The organism is Aeromonas sp. 1805 (assembly GCF_013085525.1).
Taxonomy (GTDB): Bacteria; Pseudomonadota; Gammaproteobacteria; order Enterobacterales; family Aeromonadaceae; genus Aeromonas; species Aeromonas hydrophila.
Genome location: NZ_CP038515.1, coordinates 2,471,172 through 2,487,594, shown reverse-complemented (window position 1 = coordinate 2,487,594; position 16,423 = coordinate 2,471,172). Strand labels below are relative to the sequence as shown.

Genomic DNA, 16,423 nt, shown 5'->3' with positions numbered 1-16,423 from the left:
GACAACCGCGGGTGATGAAAAAGCAGGTGTTACCTGTTTCCTCCACGCGGCAGAAAAAGAGCGCGAGTTTTCGCGCTGCTGATGCAGCGGTCGAACGCAACGTTTAGCATTGAATGTTGCATATCCGTCTCCTTACCGAGTGAAAGTTGAACAAGTTGCCACAGTCTAAAAAAAGACCGAATTTTATACAAGAACCTCACCCCCCATATGGGGAGGTGAGTCATCTATCAATACTCATTCGGCACAGGCAGACCCGTGCCGCTCCGGCTCAGATCCCGGACAACAGCCGGAACTCCTCCAGCGCATAGGTATCCGTCATGCCGCTCACGTAGTCGAGCAGCAGCCGCACCCGGAAATACCACTCCTGTTCCGCCCCATCGCTGAAGCGCGGATCCCTACTAGCCACCGCCAACCGGTATGCCTTGAGATGACGGGCCGACAGTCGATGGAACAGCCGGCGGGCGAAGAACAGCTCGCTGCCCCCCTGCCCAGCCAGCAGCCGCTCGAACTGCGCGGCCGGCAACGCCAGCAGGCAGGCATAGGTGGAGAGCACCCCGCGCAGAGCGGCATAACCCTCCAGCTCCAGCGCCTCCACTTCGGGGCGCATGAACACCAGCTCGCGAGCCACCTGTTTGAGGGTATCGAGCACCCGCGCCGCCGGTGCCTGACCGTGCAGCAGGGCCTGGGGATAGGCGCCGCTCAGGATCTGTAGGTGCTCGCTCACATAGGTGTGAGCGGCCAGTTCCACCAGATCCCGGGTCAACTGCTGGCGAAAGTGAGGGAAGAAACCCCTGCCCGAGGCAGTCGCCGCCGCCAGCAAGCCGGCCATGTAGGCGCCGTCATCGGCCAGCCGCAGCGCCTGTTGCAGCTCGCTCAGGCTGAGGATGCGCCGATCCACCGCATCTTCCAGATCGGCGATGCAGTAGGAGATGTCGTCGGCCGCTTCCATGATGTAGACCAGCGGATGACGGCAGCCGGGGGCCAACCCCAGGCTCTGACCGAGGGCGCGGTAGAGGGGTTGTTCGCTGAAGAAGATGCCGCGCTTGCTGGCCCAGCCGTGATGTTGACCGCCGTGCAGGGGCTGCTGCGGGTATTTGCACAGTGCCGCCAGCTGCCCCAGGGTCAGGTTCAGCTCGTGCAGGCTGTGTACCAGCCGCAGACTCTGGGCATTGCCGTCAAACACCAGCAGATCCTGGCGCAGCGTTGCCCACTGCGGGCTGGGTGCGCTGCCAAGGGCCTCGGCAAACAACCCATCCAGCGCCTGCACCAGCCACTGGCTCATCACCTGCTCGCCAAAGTGACCGAACGGCGGGTTGCCGACGTCGTGCAACAGGCAGGACATCTCCACCAGATTGATGAAGGCCCCCTCACACACCGACCCCGCCGGCAGGGCCGCCAGAACGCGGCGGCTGATCTGGCGGCCGGTCTCCTGCACCTCCAGCGAATGGGTGAGACGGCTGCGCACCGAGGCCTTCACGTCGAGTGGAAATACCTGGGTCTTCTGCTGCAGCCGGCGCACCGGCGCCGCCTGCACGATGCGGGCGCGATCCTGTTCGGTCGCCTCCAGCAGATCTTCCTCACCCCAGCGATGGATGCGCTCGGGGGTAATCAAACGGCTATACATGTTGCGGCTCCTTGCCTGCGGCTCGCGTCTACGAGAGCAGCCAGCGCTTCAAGCGGGCGATGTCACCCGGACATTCGCGGCGCAGCGACTCTATCCAGTCTTCCACGTTCTCCCACCAGGCGGGATGATCCGGGCTCTGGATCAGCTGGGCCAGCTGCTGCAGCCGGCGCAGACCGATGGAGCCGGCCGCCCCTTTTATCTTGTGCGCCTCCTCCACCACGCCGGCCTGATCCCGGGCAATCATGTTGGAGTCGAGCACCGCCATGTAGTCGGGCATCATCTTCTCGAACAGCTCGACGCTGGAGATCAGCACCTGCTTGCCCACGGTATCGGCGTAATCGGTGAGGAAGGGCAAGTCCAGCAGCGCATCCTGACTGTCCGCATCCGCCTGTTCGTCCGCCTCATCCTCGGCCAAATCGGCAAACAGGTGGCCAATCACCTCCCGCACCGCCTTCGAGCCGAGCGGCTTGTTGATCACATCCTGCATGCCGTGATCCCGGTAGTACTGGCGATCGCCGGTAGCGTTGGCGGTGAGTGCCACCATGGGCGGCAGGCTGTCGCCATAGCGGGCGAGCAGTTGTTCCGCCACATCGAAACCGGTCATGTCCGGCAGCTGGATATCCAGCAGGATCAGATCAAAATCGTCGGGATTGGCCATGGCCAGCGCCTGGGCACCGTCCCGCGCCACCTTGACCTCATGACCCAGCTTGTTGAGCAGGGCGCAGGCCACGGTCACGTTGAGCTCGACGTCCTCCACCAGCAGGATATCGAGGCAGGGCATCTCGGGCTCGGCCGCGGGCGTCTGGGCGGCGACGCAGTCTACCTCCAGCTCGGCGGTGAAGCAGGCGCCCTCGCCCGGGTCGCTGTCCACGTAGAGCTGGCCGCCCATCGCCTGCACCAGCTGGCGGGAGACCGCCAACCCGATGCCGGTGCCGGTGGCGTGCTTCTTGCCCTGCACCTGATAGTACATGGCAAAGATCTTCTCCTGCTGGGCGCGCGGAATGCCGACCCCGGTATCTTCCACCTCGAAGTGCAGCGCCAGCTTGCCCGGCGTGTCGGCCGGGTGGGTGAGGCAGCGCACCGTCACCCCCCCCTCGTCGGTAAACTTGACCGCATTGCCCACCAGATTCCACAGCACCTGGCGCAACCGGGTCCCATCCGCCATCACGAACTGCGGCACGTCGCCATCCCGGTCGAAATGCAGATAGAGCCCCTTCTGCTCCGCCTGGATGCGCGACAGCGTCTCCAGCTCGTCGAGGAAGGCAGGCAGGTCGATGGGGGTCGGGGCGATTTCCAGCCGGCGTCGGTCCAGCTTGTCGAGATCGATGATGTCATTGAAGATATTGCCGAGCGTCACCGCGCTCAGGTGAATGGTCTTGAGCTGCTGGTGCTGCTTGGGATCGAGCGGCGTATCCATCAGCATCCGGCTCAAGCCGACGATGCCGTTGAGCGGGGTGCGCAGTTCATGGCTGATGGTGGAGATGAAGGTGGTCTTGTCGCGGCTCGCCTTCTCCAGCTTGTCCTGATACTGCTTGCGCTCGGTGATGTCGCGACCAAAACCGAGCAAGCCGAGCCGCTTGCCGAAACGATCGAAGAAGGGCACCTTGCGCAGCTCGAAGTAGGCCTTGCGACCGTCTGGGTACTCCAGCCACTGTTCATAGGTGAGCGGCTCGTTCTGGGCAAAGACCTGCTTGTCGGTCTCCACCACCTTGCTGGCGATGTCGTGCTTGTAGACATCGAACGGGGTCAAGCCGATGAGCTCCGCCTCCACCTTGCCGGTCAGCTCCTCCATGGCGCGATTGCAGCCGGAGAACTGCTCGTCTTCGTTGCGGTAGTAGACCAGATCGGGGGAGCAGTCGATGAAGGAGCGCAGCAGGGCGGTGCGCTCCCCCAGATGCAGCTGGGCCTTCTCGCGCTGGAATACCTCGTTCTCCAGATCCTCGATGGCCTGCTGGCGCAGGGTCTCGGCTCGGTTGGTCTCGGCGATCTGGGCGTTGAGGCGGCTGATGTTCTCCTGCAGCTGGCTGTTGAGCTCGAGATCCCGCTCACGCATGTCCTGCAGCTTGCGCACCATGCGGGTCAGCCGCTGGCGGGAGTCCTCCAGCTGATCCACCACGATGGAGAGAAAATAGACGGCCCAGGGAGTGACCAGCAGGCCGAAGAAGACCGAGCGCACCAGGTCGACGATGTCCACGGTGCCGCGCAGGAACAGGGTGACCCCCATCTGGATCGAAACAGCCAGCACTATGATGCCGGTGGCCAGGAACATGCTGAAGCGCACCAGTCCCAGCTTGGTCATCAGGTCGACGTAATATTGCGCCCAGGATTTGATTTGTTTCATCTTATTGTTTTCTCCCCGATATTCGCCGAACAGAATACCAGCACGGCGCGCCGAACTCTTGTGCCGTCGCACGATAAATTATCGGTTAACCTCCTCCGCCCGCTGGGGTAGCATGCCAGAGTCAATTCGGTCAGCCCGGGTTAAGCCTGGCTGGCTATAATGTTCGGCCGTTCAATTCAACCAACTGATATTTCAGGAGTCTCATCGATGCGTAATCTCACCCTGCTGAGTCTTGGCCTGCTGGCAGCCAATGCCGCCCACGCCGATCTGGGCGAGATCCCCAAGCAGTCCGGCTGGTCCGGCTTCCTGCTGGGCGGGGTCAACGCCGTCAGCTACAAGTCCAACTTCTATGCCGGCGATGACAACCACAGTCGCATCAATGACCTCGGTTCACCCGACAGCGAGAGCGGCCTGACACCGCTGCTCAACGCCGATATCCGCTACACCTTTGCCGATACCCGTACCCAGATCTTCCTCGGCAACCTGATCCAGGACGCGGTCCGCTTCGACTTCACCCAGCAGCTCGGCCTGCGCCAGGAGATGGGTGACAAGGGCATAGTCGCCACCTCGCTGGTGTTCAACGTCATGCCGGTCGAGCTGTGGAGCGATCCCTTCGCCACCGGGGTGGATCGCAGCTCCACCGATGTGAAATCAAAAGGGGCGCGTTTTGCCTGGGACAAGATCTGGGGTAGCAACTTCTACGGCAACCTGACCACCCGGGAGGTGGACATGGATGAGGAGCGCAGCGGCCAGCAGTATGACCAGAGCCACGGCACCCACTACGCCGACCTGCTGGATCGCAACGGCAAGATGCACGACATGGAGCTCTCCTACCAGTGGCACTTTGGCGGCAACCAGCTGCTGGAGCCGGCCATCGTCTACAAGCAGGCCCGCCTTGACGGCAGCGCCGAGAGTTTCAAGAACACCGGTCTGAAGCTGACCTATGCCAAACGCGGCCCCCAGTGGTCCTTCGTCAGCAACCTCTATACCGGCAAGCGCAAGTATGACGAGGCAAACCCCATCTTCGGCCAGCGTGCCGATGCCGACGAATTCGCCATCAACGGCACCTTCTTCTGGCACAACCTGTTTGGCGTCAACGCCCTCGCCGCGACCTTCACCGCCGCCTATGCCAGCGCCAACTCGGACATCAACTTCTACGACAGCCAGTCCACCCGCTTCAGCACGGGTCTGCTCTACAACTTCTAAACCTGACCCGCATCAACAAACGAGGCCACCCCATGGGTGGCCTCGTCATTTGCAACGGCCTGCGGCCATCAGATCCCGAGCGAATCGAGCAGATCGTCGTGATCGTTGGTCACCGGGGCGGCGGCCGGAGCCGGCTGAGCAGCCTCGCGCTTGGTCTGGGCGATCAGGGCATCCGGATCCAGCTCCTCCTGATCCATGCCGTCGTTGTGGATGCGGATGAACTCGGTCTTGTCCATCGCCAGCTCCAGATAGAAGATGTTGTTGCGGGCGGTAAAGAAGGTGACCCGGCGCGATTCCGGGCTGTCGAGGTTGGTATCAACGCTCAGCATCACCTGCTTGTTGAGGGCCAGCATCTTCGGCTGGTTCTGGGTGATGTGCGTCTGCAGATCCCGGCCGACCTTGACGGTGAAGCTGCCGACGATCTGGTTCATCAGCTCGCCCATGACGTTGCTCACCTCGTCCGAGGTGTGGGAGATGGCGAGATCTTCCTTGGAGAGCCCCATGCTGAGCATGTAGCTCTCGTACAGCTCCATGGCGGCGGAGGCGGAGAAGTTGATCACCACCAGGCCGGAGAAGCCGCCGTCAAACAGCACGAAGCAGCCGATATCCGGCTTGAGGCAGGTCTTGCTGATCCGCTGCACCATGCCGGAGAAACGCACCTGACTCTGGGTTGCCGCACTCAATACATCCGTGACCGAATGGCACAGGCTCAGCAGCACGTCCTCTGTGGTCAATACGGTATCGTTGTCGGCTCTTGTCACTATCATGGGACCTTCCTGAACATCGAAAATGGGCTTATCTATACCATAACTCTAACAGATAGCGCGGCTTGGGCTTCGAAATAGCGAGCCGCCTCTCAGTTGATTCAATTGTCAGTGCCAAGCGGACTGAATCCGGCCAGATTGGCCAGCTTGAGGCGCCAGCTGGCCGCCTCTACCAGCAATGCGGCTTCCTCATAGGGCACGGAGGGGTGAGCCCCCCAGATGGGACCGGGCCAGGCCTTGTCGGTACTGAAACGGGCGACATGATGCAGATGCAGCTGGGGTACCAGATTGCCGAGCGCCGCCACGTTGATCTTGTCCGGCCGCAGCGCCTGCTCCATCAAGGTGGCGACCGCGCAGGACTCCTCCATCAGCTGCTGTTGCTGCGCCGGTGCCAGGTGGTGAATTTCCCGCAGATTGGCCACTCTCGGCACCAGGATGAGCCAGGGATACTGGCTGTCCTTGGCCAGCAGGACGCGGCAAAGGGGCAGATCGCCGAGCAGGCGGGTATCTGCCTGCAGGCGGCTGTGCAGTTCAAACATGAAGACCTCGTTGACGTAAGGTGGGCGCGATGCACGATGAGAGCACCCACGTTACTGCAACGGGCCGCAAACTTAAAGTCGCGGCACGGCCCAGCTGACAAAGCGCTTGCGAAGCGCAGGATCGGCCTTGAGGAAGAGTTGCTGCAACTGGCCCTCCAGCGCGCTGGCCGCCACCGGTTCAACCGCAGCGGCGGTTGCGGTGACAGGCACGACCGTGCTCAATGCCGCCTTGCCGCCGCTCTGGTTGTATTCGGCGAGTTTGGCCCGCCAGTCCATCCCAATCAGCATGCCGCTGGTGTTCAGCGCATCCTGCTGGCTGGCAATGCGCTGGCCACCGGCCTGCAGCCCCATGACGGGAGACTCGGCATACTGCGCCATGCCCCTGTCATCGCTCGGCAAGTTGGCGACCAGTCGCACCTGCTGCTGACTGGCGTGATAACGCAGCACCTGCGGCGCGGAGCGCAACTGGCGGTCATTCTCGCTGCTGCTGCGACTCGGGATCACCCCTTCATAACGCACCAGCAACTGCTGCTCCCCATCCGGCAGGGTGGCATGCTGCTCATCGTGCAGCGTCCCCGCACTCACCGCCAGGATCTGGAAATCCGCTGGCACCGTCACCTCGACGGCCGCCCACGCCGCACTGCCCAGCACCATCTTCATGCCCAGCGCTGCCCACAGCAGCGATACCCCACGCCCGTACCGATAACCCTTCATGTTTGCTCATCTTCCTGTTCGCGTTGATGGGCGCAGGCTAGCAGCCGAAGATGACAGAAAAATAACGAGGGCTCAGAGCAGGTAGTGGGGGCGCTCGGCAAACCACTGGGCCAACACCTGCTTGAACAGCCGGATCTTGCGCGGCACCCGCCGCTGCTGGGCGTGCAGAACGTGCAGCGGGTGCAACCCGGTCTGCCACTCCGCCAGCACGGTGACCAGCTCCCCCTGCGCCAGCCAGGGTTCCACCAGCATCAGCGGGCACTTGGCGTACCCCATGCCGGCCCGAGCCAGCTGCAGCACGGTACTGTAGTGGTTGGCCCGCACCTTGCCCTGCACCAGGATGTGCGCCTCCTCCTCCCCCTTGCGAAAGTGCCACTGCTCCCAGGCCGGGTTGTGGCCCTGCAGCAGACAGGGCCTCCCGCCCAGCTCATAAGGGGTAGCGGGGATCCCCTCCCGCGCCAGCAGGGCCGGGCTGGCCACCACCACGTCCCTGAGCCTGCCGAGCGGCAGCGCCACCAGGTTGTCGGGAATGCTGCTCATGGCGCGCAGGGCGATGTCGTGTTCCCCCTGGCTCATGTCGATCATGGCGTTGGTGAAGTTCAATTCGACCTGGACGCCGGGGCAGAGCTCGGCAAACCGGGCCAGCAGATCGTTCACCATGCGATCGCCGGTACTGACCGGGCAGGTGAAGCGCAGCCGGCCGCCATCCTCCTCGGTCAGCGCCTGGATATCCTGCTCCGCCTGGCGCGCCAGCGCGAAGATCTCGCCGGCCTGCTGATAGAGGGTCCGCCCCGCCTCGGTGAGGCTGAGTCGGCGGGTGGTACGCTGCAGCAGCTGGGCATTGAGGGTCGATTCCAGCGCGCTGACGTGACGGCTCAGCATCCCCTTGCTCACCCCCAGACTGTCAGCCGCGGCTGAGAAACTGCCCTTTTGCACCACCTCGTAAAAACTGGCCAGGTGGGAGATGTCCATTCACTAGCTCCAATATGGAAACAATGCGTTTATTTTACGCGCTTTTTCTCCCTTTTCATCGCGCTAGAATCAACACATCCCAACCAGGAGTGAAACAGATGAAGATTGTGATTGTGGGTGCCTCCGGCACCGTCGGCTCCGCCGTCAGCGAGTTGCTTGCCAAAGACCACCAGGTGATCCGGGTCGGTCACAGCCAGGGGGACGCCACGGTCGACATGCGCGATCCCGCCTCCATCAAGGCGCTGTTCGCCAAGCTGGGCCAGTTCGATGCGCTGGTGGTGGCCAGTGGCAGCGTGGCCTTCAACGCCCTCACCGAGATGACCGACGAGCAGTGGCAGGTGGGACTGGAGAGCAAGCTGATGGGCCAGATCAACCTGACCCGGGCCGCCATCCCCCACCTGAACGACAAGGGCTCCATCACCCTGATCAGCGGCATCCTGAGCGAGGAGCCCATCAACTGGGGGGCGAGCGCGACCACCATCAACGGCGCCATCGATCACTTCGTCAAGGCGGCGGCCTGCGAGCTGCCGCGGGGTCTGCGCATCAACGTGGTGAGCCCGACCGTGCTGACGGAGTCGATGGATAAATACGCCAGCTTCTTCCCCGGCTTCGTCCCCGTGCCCGCCGCCAGGGTGGCGCAGGCCTACCAGAAGTCGGTACTGGGGGTGCAGACCGGCCAGGTGTTCAGGGTCAACGGCTGATCGCCACCCTGCTGCCGCCCAGCCGGCACGGCAACAAAAACGGGCCCCGTGATGGGGCCCGTACCATTGCTGCCAGCATGCCGACTTGCAAGCTGGCTGATGGCAAACGTTTGTTTTTACGACAACAAAAAAGGCGATGTACCTCAGTCGATCAGCCCGTACTGTGCGCGCAGCACTTCGATGATCTCCTGCTTCGGATTGGCGCTGCGTACCAGCGGCTGACCGATGATCTTCTCGGCAATCCCCACATAGGTGTTGGAGATGTCCATCATCACCTCGGTCGGCAACTTGTTGTCGCGGGCCAGGGCAAAGCGCTCGGGCATGCGGTGCTTGTTGAGCAGGATGTCCGGATCCGGGAAGTGATTCAGCAGCCACTGGCGGAAGCCCTCTTTCGACTTCTCGACGATCTGGCCGTCACGCAGGGCGGCGCCATCCCAGATGCGGGAGCTGTCGGGGGTACCCACTTCATCCATGTAGATCAGCTTCTCGTTGCCGGCGGCGTCATTGACGTAGCCAAACTCGAACTTGGTGTCGACGAAGACCTGATCCAGCTCGGCCAGCGCGTCACTGATGACGTTGAAGCCTTCCTTGAGCAGCACTTCGTAGCGGTCGATGTCGGCCGGCTTGCTGAAGTTGAAGCCCTGGTAGTGGCGCTCGATGTCGGCACGGGAGACGTTGACGTCGTCGGCTTCCGGCACGCCGTCCAGCCCGGTCAGCACACCCTTGGTGGAGGGGGTGATGAGGATCTCGGGCAGCTTCTGATCCTTCTTCAGTCCTTCCGGCAGGGTGATGCCGCAGAACTCGCGCTCGCCATCCTTGTAGGCACGCCACATGGAGCCGGTGATGTACTGGCGGGCAATCGCCTCGATCATCACGGGACGGGCTTTTTGCACGATCCAGACGAAGGGATGGGGGATGTCCAGGATGTGGCTGTCGGCCAGCCCCTTCTCCTTGAACAGCTTGAACCAGTGGCTGGAGATGGCGTTGAGCGCAGCCCCTTTGCCCGGCACGCCGTTGAGCCCGTCCACGCCCTGCCAGATGCAGTCGAAGGCCGAGATCCGGTCACTGATCACCATGATGGCGAGCGGCGCATCTGCCGGCACGTCGTAACCCTTCTCGCGGATGAGGCGGGCACTGTCTGCGGCGGTCAGCCAGTAGACGCTGCGCACCTTGCCGGAATGGACGGGTTTATCGGTACGGATCGGCAAATCGTCGTTCACCGCCAATACTTGATCTGCAAGACTCATGGTAAGTAACACTTCCTGTTTGTGGGGGTTTACATAACAAAACAGGGGCACAAGGCCCCTGTTTCTATTCTGTTTTTGCAGCTTGGTCAGCCAGACCCTTGGCGAATGCCTCGGACAGACTGATGTACATCTGGGAGATGACACCGGACGACACGGGCTTCTTGTCCTTGTCGAACAGGGTGATGGAGGTCTTGCCCCCCGCCATCTCGCCAAGCTGGAAGCGATACTTGTCTTCGTCCAGCTTGAACGGCTCGCTGCCCTTGGCCTTCCAGAATTCGCTGCCCGGCTCGTCGTACTCCACGTCGATCCAGCCCAGCGACTGCTGGGTATCCTTGATGGTGAAACCGTAAGCCGGCAGCACCTGATTGAGACGACGCCACACCTGATCAAACGAACCATCGACGATCCAGGCGCTCAGCTCGTTGTTGTCCAGACCCAGTTCCAGCCCCATGCCATCGTTGGCCTTGTGCTGTTCGCGGGACTTGAGCTGCTTGTCGTAGTAGAGCGAGAACTGGTTGAGGGCCCGGGTCGCATAGCGCTGGGCATCCGCCGGGGTCAGCTCCTTGCTGGTCTCGCCATCGACGGTCTCTTCATGATCCAGCACCCGTACCGACATGTTGACGGCGTGGCGCTGGGGATCGTTGCGCAGGGTGAACTGGTAGCGCTGGCGAATGACGAAGTCATCGTCCTCTTCACTCCAGCCGTCGAGCGCCTTGGTGTTGTCAAACCAGCCGGTCTGCAGCACGCCGGCCTGCTGGTCCAGCTTCTCGGTGGTGACCTTGTACTGGGCGAGGAAGTTCATCAGGAAGGCCCAGGTATCGCGCTCCACGCTCTGGGAGGTGCTGAGCGCATAGAAAGCCATGGTGGGTTCGCCAGCATTGGCCACCACCTGGCTGCCCGGTACCACGGTCAGCAGCTGGGCGGGTGGACGCACGTCAACCTTGGCACCCAGCGCACCGTCACGGCTGCTTTCGGGCAGGGCCGGAATGTCGAAACTGCTGTTAAAGGCGGGGGTATTCAACCCGGCCGGCACCAGAAACGCACGGCCTTCAAGGCGGGCATCCTCGTACTCGAAACCACGGTTGGCCATCTTGCGTTCCTGGGGTGAGCTACAGGCTGCCAGCACGGCAACGGTCGCCACACTCAGCACCAGGCGCACTGCATTTCCCTTTCCATTTGCTTTAAACACTCGCCATCAACTCCGCAGTCGTCAGTGCTTGCGCCATCGCCTGTTCGCCCTCGGGGGTGAGGTCGGTGAGCGGCAGACGCAAGGTGGCCGTCGCAATCAATCCCAGCTGGGCACAAGCCCACTTCACCGGGATGGGACTCGGTTCGCAGAACAGAGTCTGATGCAACGGCATCAATCGATTGTTGATGTCGTGCGCTCGTCCGGCATCACCGGCCAGGGCAGCACGACACATGTCGGCCATCTGGGCCGCTGCAATATTGGTGGTGACCGAAATGACTCCGTCCCCGCCTTGCAGCATGAAATCACATCCACTGGCATCATCGCCACTATAAAGCGCGAATTGTGCGCCGCACAGCTCGCGCAGCAGCGGCGTACGGCTCAGATCCCCGGTTGCCTCTTTCAGGCCTATGATGCCGGGCACCTTGGCCAGTCGGGCTACCGTCTCCGGTTTGAGATCGCAACCGGTACGACCGGGCACATTATAAAGAATTTGGGGCAGACCACTAGCCTCGGCGATCGCACAATAGTGACGATAGAGGCCTTCCTGGGTGGGTTTGTTGTAATAGGGGGTGACCGAGAGACCCGCCACCACGCCGGTTTCGGCGAAGCGCTTGGCCAGGGCGATGGCATGGGCGGTATTATTGGAGCCACAGCCGGCGATGACCGGAATGCGTCCGGCGGCCAGCGCCACGGTTTTCTCCACGACGGCGATGTGCTCCTGCTCGCTCAGGGTCACCGACTCCCCCGTGGTCCCGACCGCCACGATGGCGCTGGTCCCGGCGCTGACATGATAGTCGACCAGAGTGGCCAGACTGGCCCAATCGACTTCGCCTGAAGCCAGCATGGGGGTAACGAGGGCAACAATACTACCGCGCAACATGGATATTTCTCCCGATTTTCAGGGGCGTTATGGTAAAGCTGCCCCCTTGGAAAAACAAGGGAGGCCAGGGGCAAGCCGTGTTACCATCCGGCAAAAACCGCACTGCGCGAGCCGCGGTGGAACACGCCGGACGCTGGTCGTGACACCCCGATACCGTGCTCGTTGCAACGAGATTCTCAACGAGGTTGCCATGCAGGATCGCTGGCAGTGGCCCATGGTCAGCCCCTTCGGGCCATGCCACTGCATCCACATTCGCAACCCGCTAATGGACGAGAGAAGATTTATGACTCATTACCTGGTCGTAACGGCCATCGGCACGGACAGGCCTGGCATCGTCAATGAGGTCACCCGCCACGTCAGTGGTTGTGGCTGCAACATTGTCGACAGCCGTCTTGGCATCTTCGGCAATGAATTCACCTTCATCATGCTGCTGTCCGGTGACTGGAACAGCCTGATGCAGCTCGAAATAAGCCTGCCCCTGCGCAGCCAGGAGTGGGACCTCATCACCATGATGAAGCGCACCGAACGCCACCAGTCGCTGCAATACGACATCAGCGCCAACGCCGAGATCCTGATCCGCGACCAGCCGGGCATCGTAAGCCAGTGCACCCAGTTCTTCAGCGATCACGGCTGGGATATCCAGGCCATGCAGACCATCACCCTGGAACAGCAGCCGTTCAACCTGCTCAAGGCCAGCTTTCAGCTCAATCTGGCCAAGCAAGGTGAGGCAGCCGGCTCGCAGACGGCCTTCGCCGGATTCTGTCGTGAACTGGGCGCAGAATCGTTCGAATTCATCGTCAATCACAAACACGCCTGACGGCTCATCCAAGGAGATCCCATGCAACCTTTATCCGCTGGCAGCCTGGCCCCCGATTTTTCCCTGTCCGACCAGGACGGCAACCAGGTACGCCTTGCCGACCTGCGCGGCAAGAAAGTACTCGTTTACTTCTATCCCAAGGCGATGACCCCGGGCTGTACCACCCAGGCCTGCGGCCTGCGCGACGTCAACGCCGAGCTGGCCGCCCTCAATGTGGTGGTGCTCGGCATCAGCCCGGATCCGGCCAAGCGGCTGAAAAAATTCGAGGAGCGCGACAACCTGAACTTCCGCCTGCTGGCCGATGAAGATCATGCGGTGGCCGATGCGTTTGGCGTCTGGGGCCCGAAGAAGTTCATGGGCAAGGAGTATGACGGTATCCACCGGCTGAGCTTCCTCATCGACGAAGAGGGCAAGATTAACCATCGCTTCGACAAGTTCAAGACCAGCGATCACCATCAGGTGGTGCTCGACCTGCTCAAGGGCTGAACCCCAGATACCGGTACTGCCGATATGGAAAGGGCCTGCAAGTGCAGGCCCTTTTTTTATTCGCATGTCGTTGCCTGCCTCGCGTTGCGGGCAGGAGACTCGATGCCCGGTCCTTTCGCTCGCCTGCCAGGCAAGTGACTGGCGGCGACGTTCTCATTTGTCGTGAAGGCGCCGGCTTGCATCCAGGATGGGATGCCTTGGTGACGGGTCTTTCGGCACAGGCCAAATGACGCCCTTATTGTTGCGCCAGCAAGCCAGAAAGCAAGCCGCCAGCCGTTACATTTAATTAACCAGCCGGGATCGACGTTGATTTCCCGCCCCGCTATCTCGCCAACCTCCCCTGCCAGATCAAAAAATTCATCTTATATATGGGTTAACGTGACCCCAGTTTCATTTTCCAGTGAGAAAAGCCCATGAACATGAGCCACACCGAACGTCTGATCCTGAGCAACCAGTACGAGATCCTGGCCAAACTCAATCCGGAGAAGGCGGCGTTTTACCAACGGGCCAGTACCATCATCGAGCGCGGCTACTGCCTGCAGATCCTCGAACTGGAGAAGAGCTTCGGCCATCTGGATCTGGCCACCTGCCAGGAGGTGATCGACACCCTGGAACTGCACCACGCGCTGGCCATCTCCTGGGGCAACCTGGAAGCGGCCGATCAGGGCGAAATCAATGCCAGCCGGCTGGAGTTCAACGGCTACAGCCGCAGCCAGGAGCGGGAGCTGGCCGACTATGTCTGCTTCCTGCTGGAGGTGGACAAGCGCTTCCCCGAGCTCAAATGCCCGTGCGACGAGCTCTCCAGCGACATCGCCATGCGCGACAAGTACCAGCGCATGCTGACGGTCTGGCGCCAGTGCCCGCGTCAGTACAAGCTCTCCATTCAGGAGATCCGCAAGGTTCTGGCGGCCTGACAGATATGAAAAAGGCGCCGCGAGGCGCCTTGGTCCGAGTCATGGGCCACAGGCCTCACTCGTAGAGGAAGGATTTGTCCAGCTGCTTGAAGGCGGCGTTGAGGGTATCGGCCAGCTCTTCATATCTGGGCTGGGCCACCAGTTGGCGACGACCGCCCTGCTCGTTCATCTTGCCGTTGATCTCGCGATACCAGCTGGCAAGGGAGGGCGGCAGCCGGGTATCGGCGCGCTGACCGAGCCAGTAGTAGCCCTGCAGCGGCAGGCTGAGTAGAAACAGCACCGAGGTCATGACGGAAGGCCAGTAGTGCAGCTCGCCGAACTGGAACTGCAGCATGACGCTGAGCACCGCCAGCGCCGGGATGACCTTGAGGGCGAACTCGGTGGCCTTGATCACCCGATTCTCCGGGAACATGGAATTAAGCTCGGGACGGCGGGGCCAAAGGGTCATATAATGACGGCCTTGCTGTAACTTAGTTCCAAAAATGTTCATGCTCATGCTACCTCCGAGCTCTTTTTGAACGTATTAACGGCAAAACCACGACAATATTTGATGCGCAATAACAAAGGTTGAGGATGACTTTGTTATTTTTCAACAATCGGGTTATCCTTTGTACGCCCAATTTTTGCGCCAACGGCCTGCCGTTGCGCTGTCAGGGACGTCTGGATTTCGGGTCTTGTATCACTATACAAGGGGCAAGCAACAGATTGCCAACCCTCATAAGGATAAGTTGAAAGTTTTTGGACACGGCTCGTCCAACGCATCCTCCTACACAACCCAATCTGCGATAGGATTTATTCATGAGTAAGCTGGTTCTTGTTCTTAACTGTGGCAGCTCGTCCCTGAAGTTTGCTGTCATTGACGCAACCACCGGTGATGACCTGCTGTCCGGCCTGGCCGAGTGCTTCAACCTCGACGACGCCCGCATCAAGTGGAAACTGAACGGTGAGAAAGGCAGTGCCGATCTGGGCGCCGGTGCCGCTCACCAGGAAGCGCTGGACTACATCGTCAACAAGATCCTGCCGCTCAACCCGGAGCTGTCCAAGAACCTGATCGCCATCGGCCACCGTGTGGTACACGGTGGTGAGCGCTTCACCTCCTCCGTGCGCATCTGCGACGACGTCATCGCCGGCATCGAAGCCGCCGTACCGTACGCGCCGCTGCACAACCCGGCTCACCTGATCGGTATCCGTGAAGCCCGTCGCGTGTTCCCGGCGCTGGCCGAGAAGAACGTTGCCGTGTTCGACACCGCGTTCCACCAGAGCATGCCCGAAGAAGCCTTCCTGTACGCCCTGCCGTACAAGCTCTACAAAGAGAACGGCATCCGTCGCTACGGCGCCCACGGCACCAGCCACTACTACATCAGCCTGGAAGCCGCCAAGCAGCTGAACAAGCCGGTGGAAGAACTGAACATCATCAACTGCCACCTGGGCAACGGCGGTTCCGTCTGCGCCATCAAGAACGGCAAATCCGTCGACACCTCCATGGGCCTGACCCCGTTGGAAGGCCTGGTGATGGGTACCCGTTCCGGTGACATCGATCCGGCCATCATCTTCTTCCTGCACGACAAGCTGGGCATGAGCGTGGCCGACATCAACACCATGCTGACCAAAGAGTCCGGCCTGCAGGGTCTGACCGAAGTCACTTCCGACTGCCGTTTCGTTGAAGACAACTACGACAGCAAAGAAGAAGCCAAGCGTGCCATGGACGTTTACTGCTATCGCCTGGCCAAGTACATCGGCGCCTACGCCGCCGCCATGGACGGTCGTCTAGACGCCGTGGTCTTCACCGGTGGTATCGGTGAAAACTCCGCCCCGATCCGTGAAATCACCCTGAACAAGCTGGGTCTGCTGGGCTTCGACGTCGATCACGACGCCAACCTGAAGGCTCGTTTCGGCAAGGGTGGCGAGATCACCAAGGCTGGTTCCACCAAAGCCCTGGTTATCCCGACCAACGAAGAGTGGGTCATCGCCCACGACGCGCTGGAACTGGTTGGCGCATAATTTCGCTGTAGAGCAAGGCCGCCCAAGG

The 16,423-nt window shown here is 61.3% G+C and carries 16 protein-coding genes; 6 read left to right on the top strand and 10 right to left on the bottom strand.

Annotated features, from left to right (window positions below; translation table 11 throughout):
• Positions 1–268: 268 nt before the first annotated feature.
• The gene (dgt, locus tag E5E96_RS11785; protein WP_171282205.1) at positions 269–1,624 is read right to left on the bottom strand and encodes a dGTPase; all 1,356 of its coding nucleotides are present in this window, start codon (positions 1,622–1,624) and stop codon (positions 269–271) included.
• A gap of 28 nt (positions 1,625–1,652) precedes the next feature.
• On the bottom strand, positions 1,653–3,965 hold the full coding sequence (gene arcB / locus E5E96_RS11780) for an aerobic respiration two-component sensor histidine kinase ArcB (protein WP_016349595.1): 2,313 nt from the start codon (positions 3,963–3,965) through the stop codon (positions 1,653–1,655).
• 207 nt (positions 3,966–4,172) lie between these two features.
• Between arcB and E5E96_RS11775 the strand changes: the two genes are divergently transcribed.
• Positions 4,173–5,171, top strand: coding sequence for a DUF2860 family protein (locus E5E96_RS11775; protein ID WP_171282204.1), 999 nt, complete (start codon positions 4,173–4,175; stop codon positions 5,169–5,171).
• A gap of 68 nt (positions 5,172–5,239) precedes the next feature.
• Here E5E96_RS11775 and E5E96_RS11770 read toward each other — a convergent pair whose 3' ends face one another.
• The 4 genes from E5E96_RS11770 to E5E96_RS11755 all read right to left on the bottom strand — a co-directional run bounded on the left by E5E96_RS11770 (position 5,240) and on the right by E5E96_RS11755 (position 8,160).
• On the bottom strand, positions 5,240–5,938 hold the full coding sequence (locus E5E96_RS11770; protein ID WP_158197929.1) for a DUF3334 family protein: 699 nt from the start codon (positions 5,936–5,938) through the stop codon (positions 5,240–5,242).
• A 98-nt stretch (positions 5,939–6,036) separates the two neighbouring features.
• Entirely contained in the window at positions 6,037–6,474 is a 438-nt protein-coding gene (locus E5E96_RS11765; protein ID WP_171282203.1) for an HIT domain-containing protein, read from the bottom strand.
• A gap of 72 nt (positions 6,475–6,546) precedes the next feature.
• Positions 6,547–7,188, bottom strand: a complete 642-nt coding sequence (locus E5E96_RS11760; RefSeq protein ID WP_171282202.1) for a DUF2057 domain-containing protein — start codon at positions 7,186–7,188, stop codon at positions 6,547–6,549.
• 72 nt (positions 7,189–7,260) lie between these two features.
• The gene (locus tag E5E96_RS11755) at positions 7,261–8,160 is read right to left on the bottom strand and encodes a LysR family transcriptional regulator (protein ID WP_171282201.1); all 900 of its coding nucleotides are present in this window, start codon (positions 8,158–8,160) and stop codon (positions 7,261–7,263) included.
• Positions 8,161–8,258: 98 nt separating this feature from the next.
• On the opposite strand from E5E96_RS11755, the gene E5E96_RS11750 reads away from it, so the two are divergent.
• Positions 8,259–8,861 carry a short chain dehydrogenase gene (locus tag E5E96_RS11750; protein ID WP_029301730.1) on the top strand — a complete coding sequence of 201 codons (603 nt, stop codon included), beginning with the start codon at positions 8,259–8,261 and terminating at the stop codon, positions 8,859–8,861.
• 143 nt (positions 8,862–9,004) lie between these two features.
• On the opposite strand, the gene E5E96_RS11745 is transcribed toward E5E96_RS11750, so the two are convergent.
• From E5E96_RS11745 to dapA, 3 genes are all read right to left on the bottom strand, one after another.
• On the bottom strand, positions 9,005–10,108 hold the full coding sequence (locus E5E96_RS11745) for a phosphoribosylaminoimidazolesuccinocarboxamide synthase (protein ID WP_171282200.1): 1,104 nt from the start codon (positions 10,106–10,108) through the stop codon (positions 9,005–9,007).
• 64 nt (positions 10,109–10,172) lie between these two features.
• Complete coding sequence (bamC, locus tag E5E96_RS11740) at positions 10,173–11,297, bottom strand: outer membrane protein assembly factor BamC (RefSeq protein WP_011704837.1); 1,125 nt, start codon at positions 11,295–11,297, stop codon at positions 10,173–10,175.
• A complete protein-coding gene (gene dapA, locus E5E96_RS11735; RefSeq protein WP_076362479.1) occupies positions 11,290–12,177 on the bottom strand; it encodes a 4-hydroxy-tetrahydrodipicolinate synthase in 888 nt (295 codons plus the stop codon). The genes bamC and dapA overlap by 8 nt, the downstream gene beginning before the upstream one ends.
• A gap of 283 nt (positions 12,178–12,460) precedes the next feature.
• Here dapA and E5E96_RS11730 point away from each other — a divergent pair, with 283 nt between their 5' ends.
• From E5E96_RS11730 to E5E96_RS11720, 3 genes are all read left to right on the top strand, one after another.
• Positions 12,461–12,994 (top strand): glycine cleavage system protein R, encoded by a 534-nt coding sequence (locus tag E5E96_RS11730; protein ID WP_016349586.1) that lies wholly within the window; start codon positions 12,461–12,463, stop codon positions 12,992–12,994.
• 21 nt (positions 12,995–13,015) lie between these two features.
• Positions 13,016–13,480, top strand: coding sequence for a thioredoxin-dependent thiol peroxidase (gene bcp / locus E5E96_RS11725; protein ID WP_011704834.1), 465 nt, complete (start codon positions 13,016–13,018; stop codon positions 13,478–13,480).
• Between the two features lie 413 nt (positions 13,481–13,893).
• Entirely contained in the window at positions 13,894–14,394 is a 501-nt protein-coding gene (locus E5E96_RS11720) for a YfbU family protein (protein WP_011704833.1), read from the top strand.
• Between the two features lie 55 nt (positions 14,395–14,449).
• Here the strand turns inward: E5E96_RS11720 and yfbV are convergent, their stop codons facing one another.
• On the bottom strand, positions 14,450–14,890 hold the full coding sequence (gene yfbV, locus E5E96_RS11715; protein WP_011704832.1) for a terminus macrodomain insulation protein YfbV: 441 nt from the start codon (positions 14,888–14,890) through the stop codon (positions 14,450–14,452).
• Between the two features lie 302 nt (positions 14,891–15,192).
• Between yfbV and E5E96_RS11710 the strand changes: the two genes are divergently transcribed.
• Positions 15,193–16,395, top strand: coding sequence for an acetate kinase (locus E5E96_RS11710; RefSeq protein WP_011704831.1), 1,203 nt, complete (start codon positions 15,193–15,195; stop codon positions 16,393–16,395).
• The last annotated feature ends 28 nt before the right edge of the window (positions 16,396–16,423 follow it).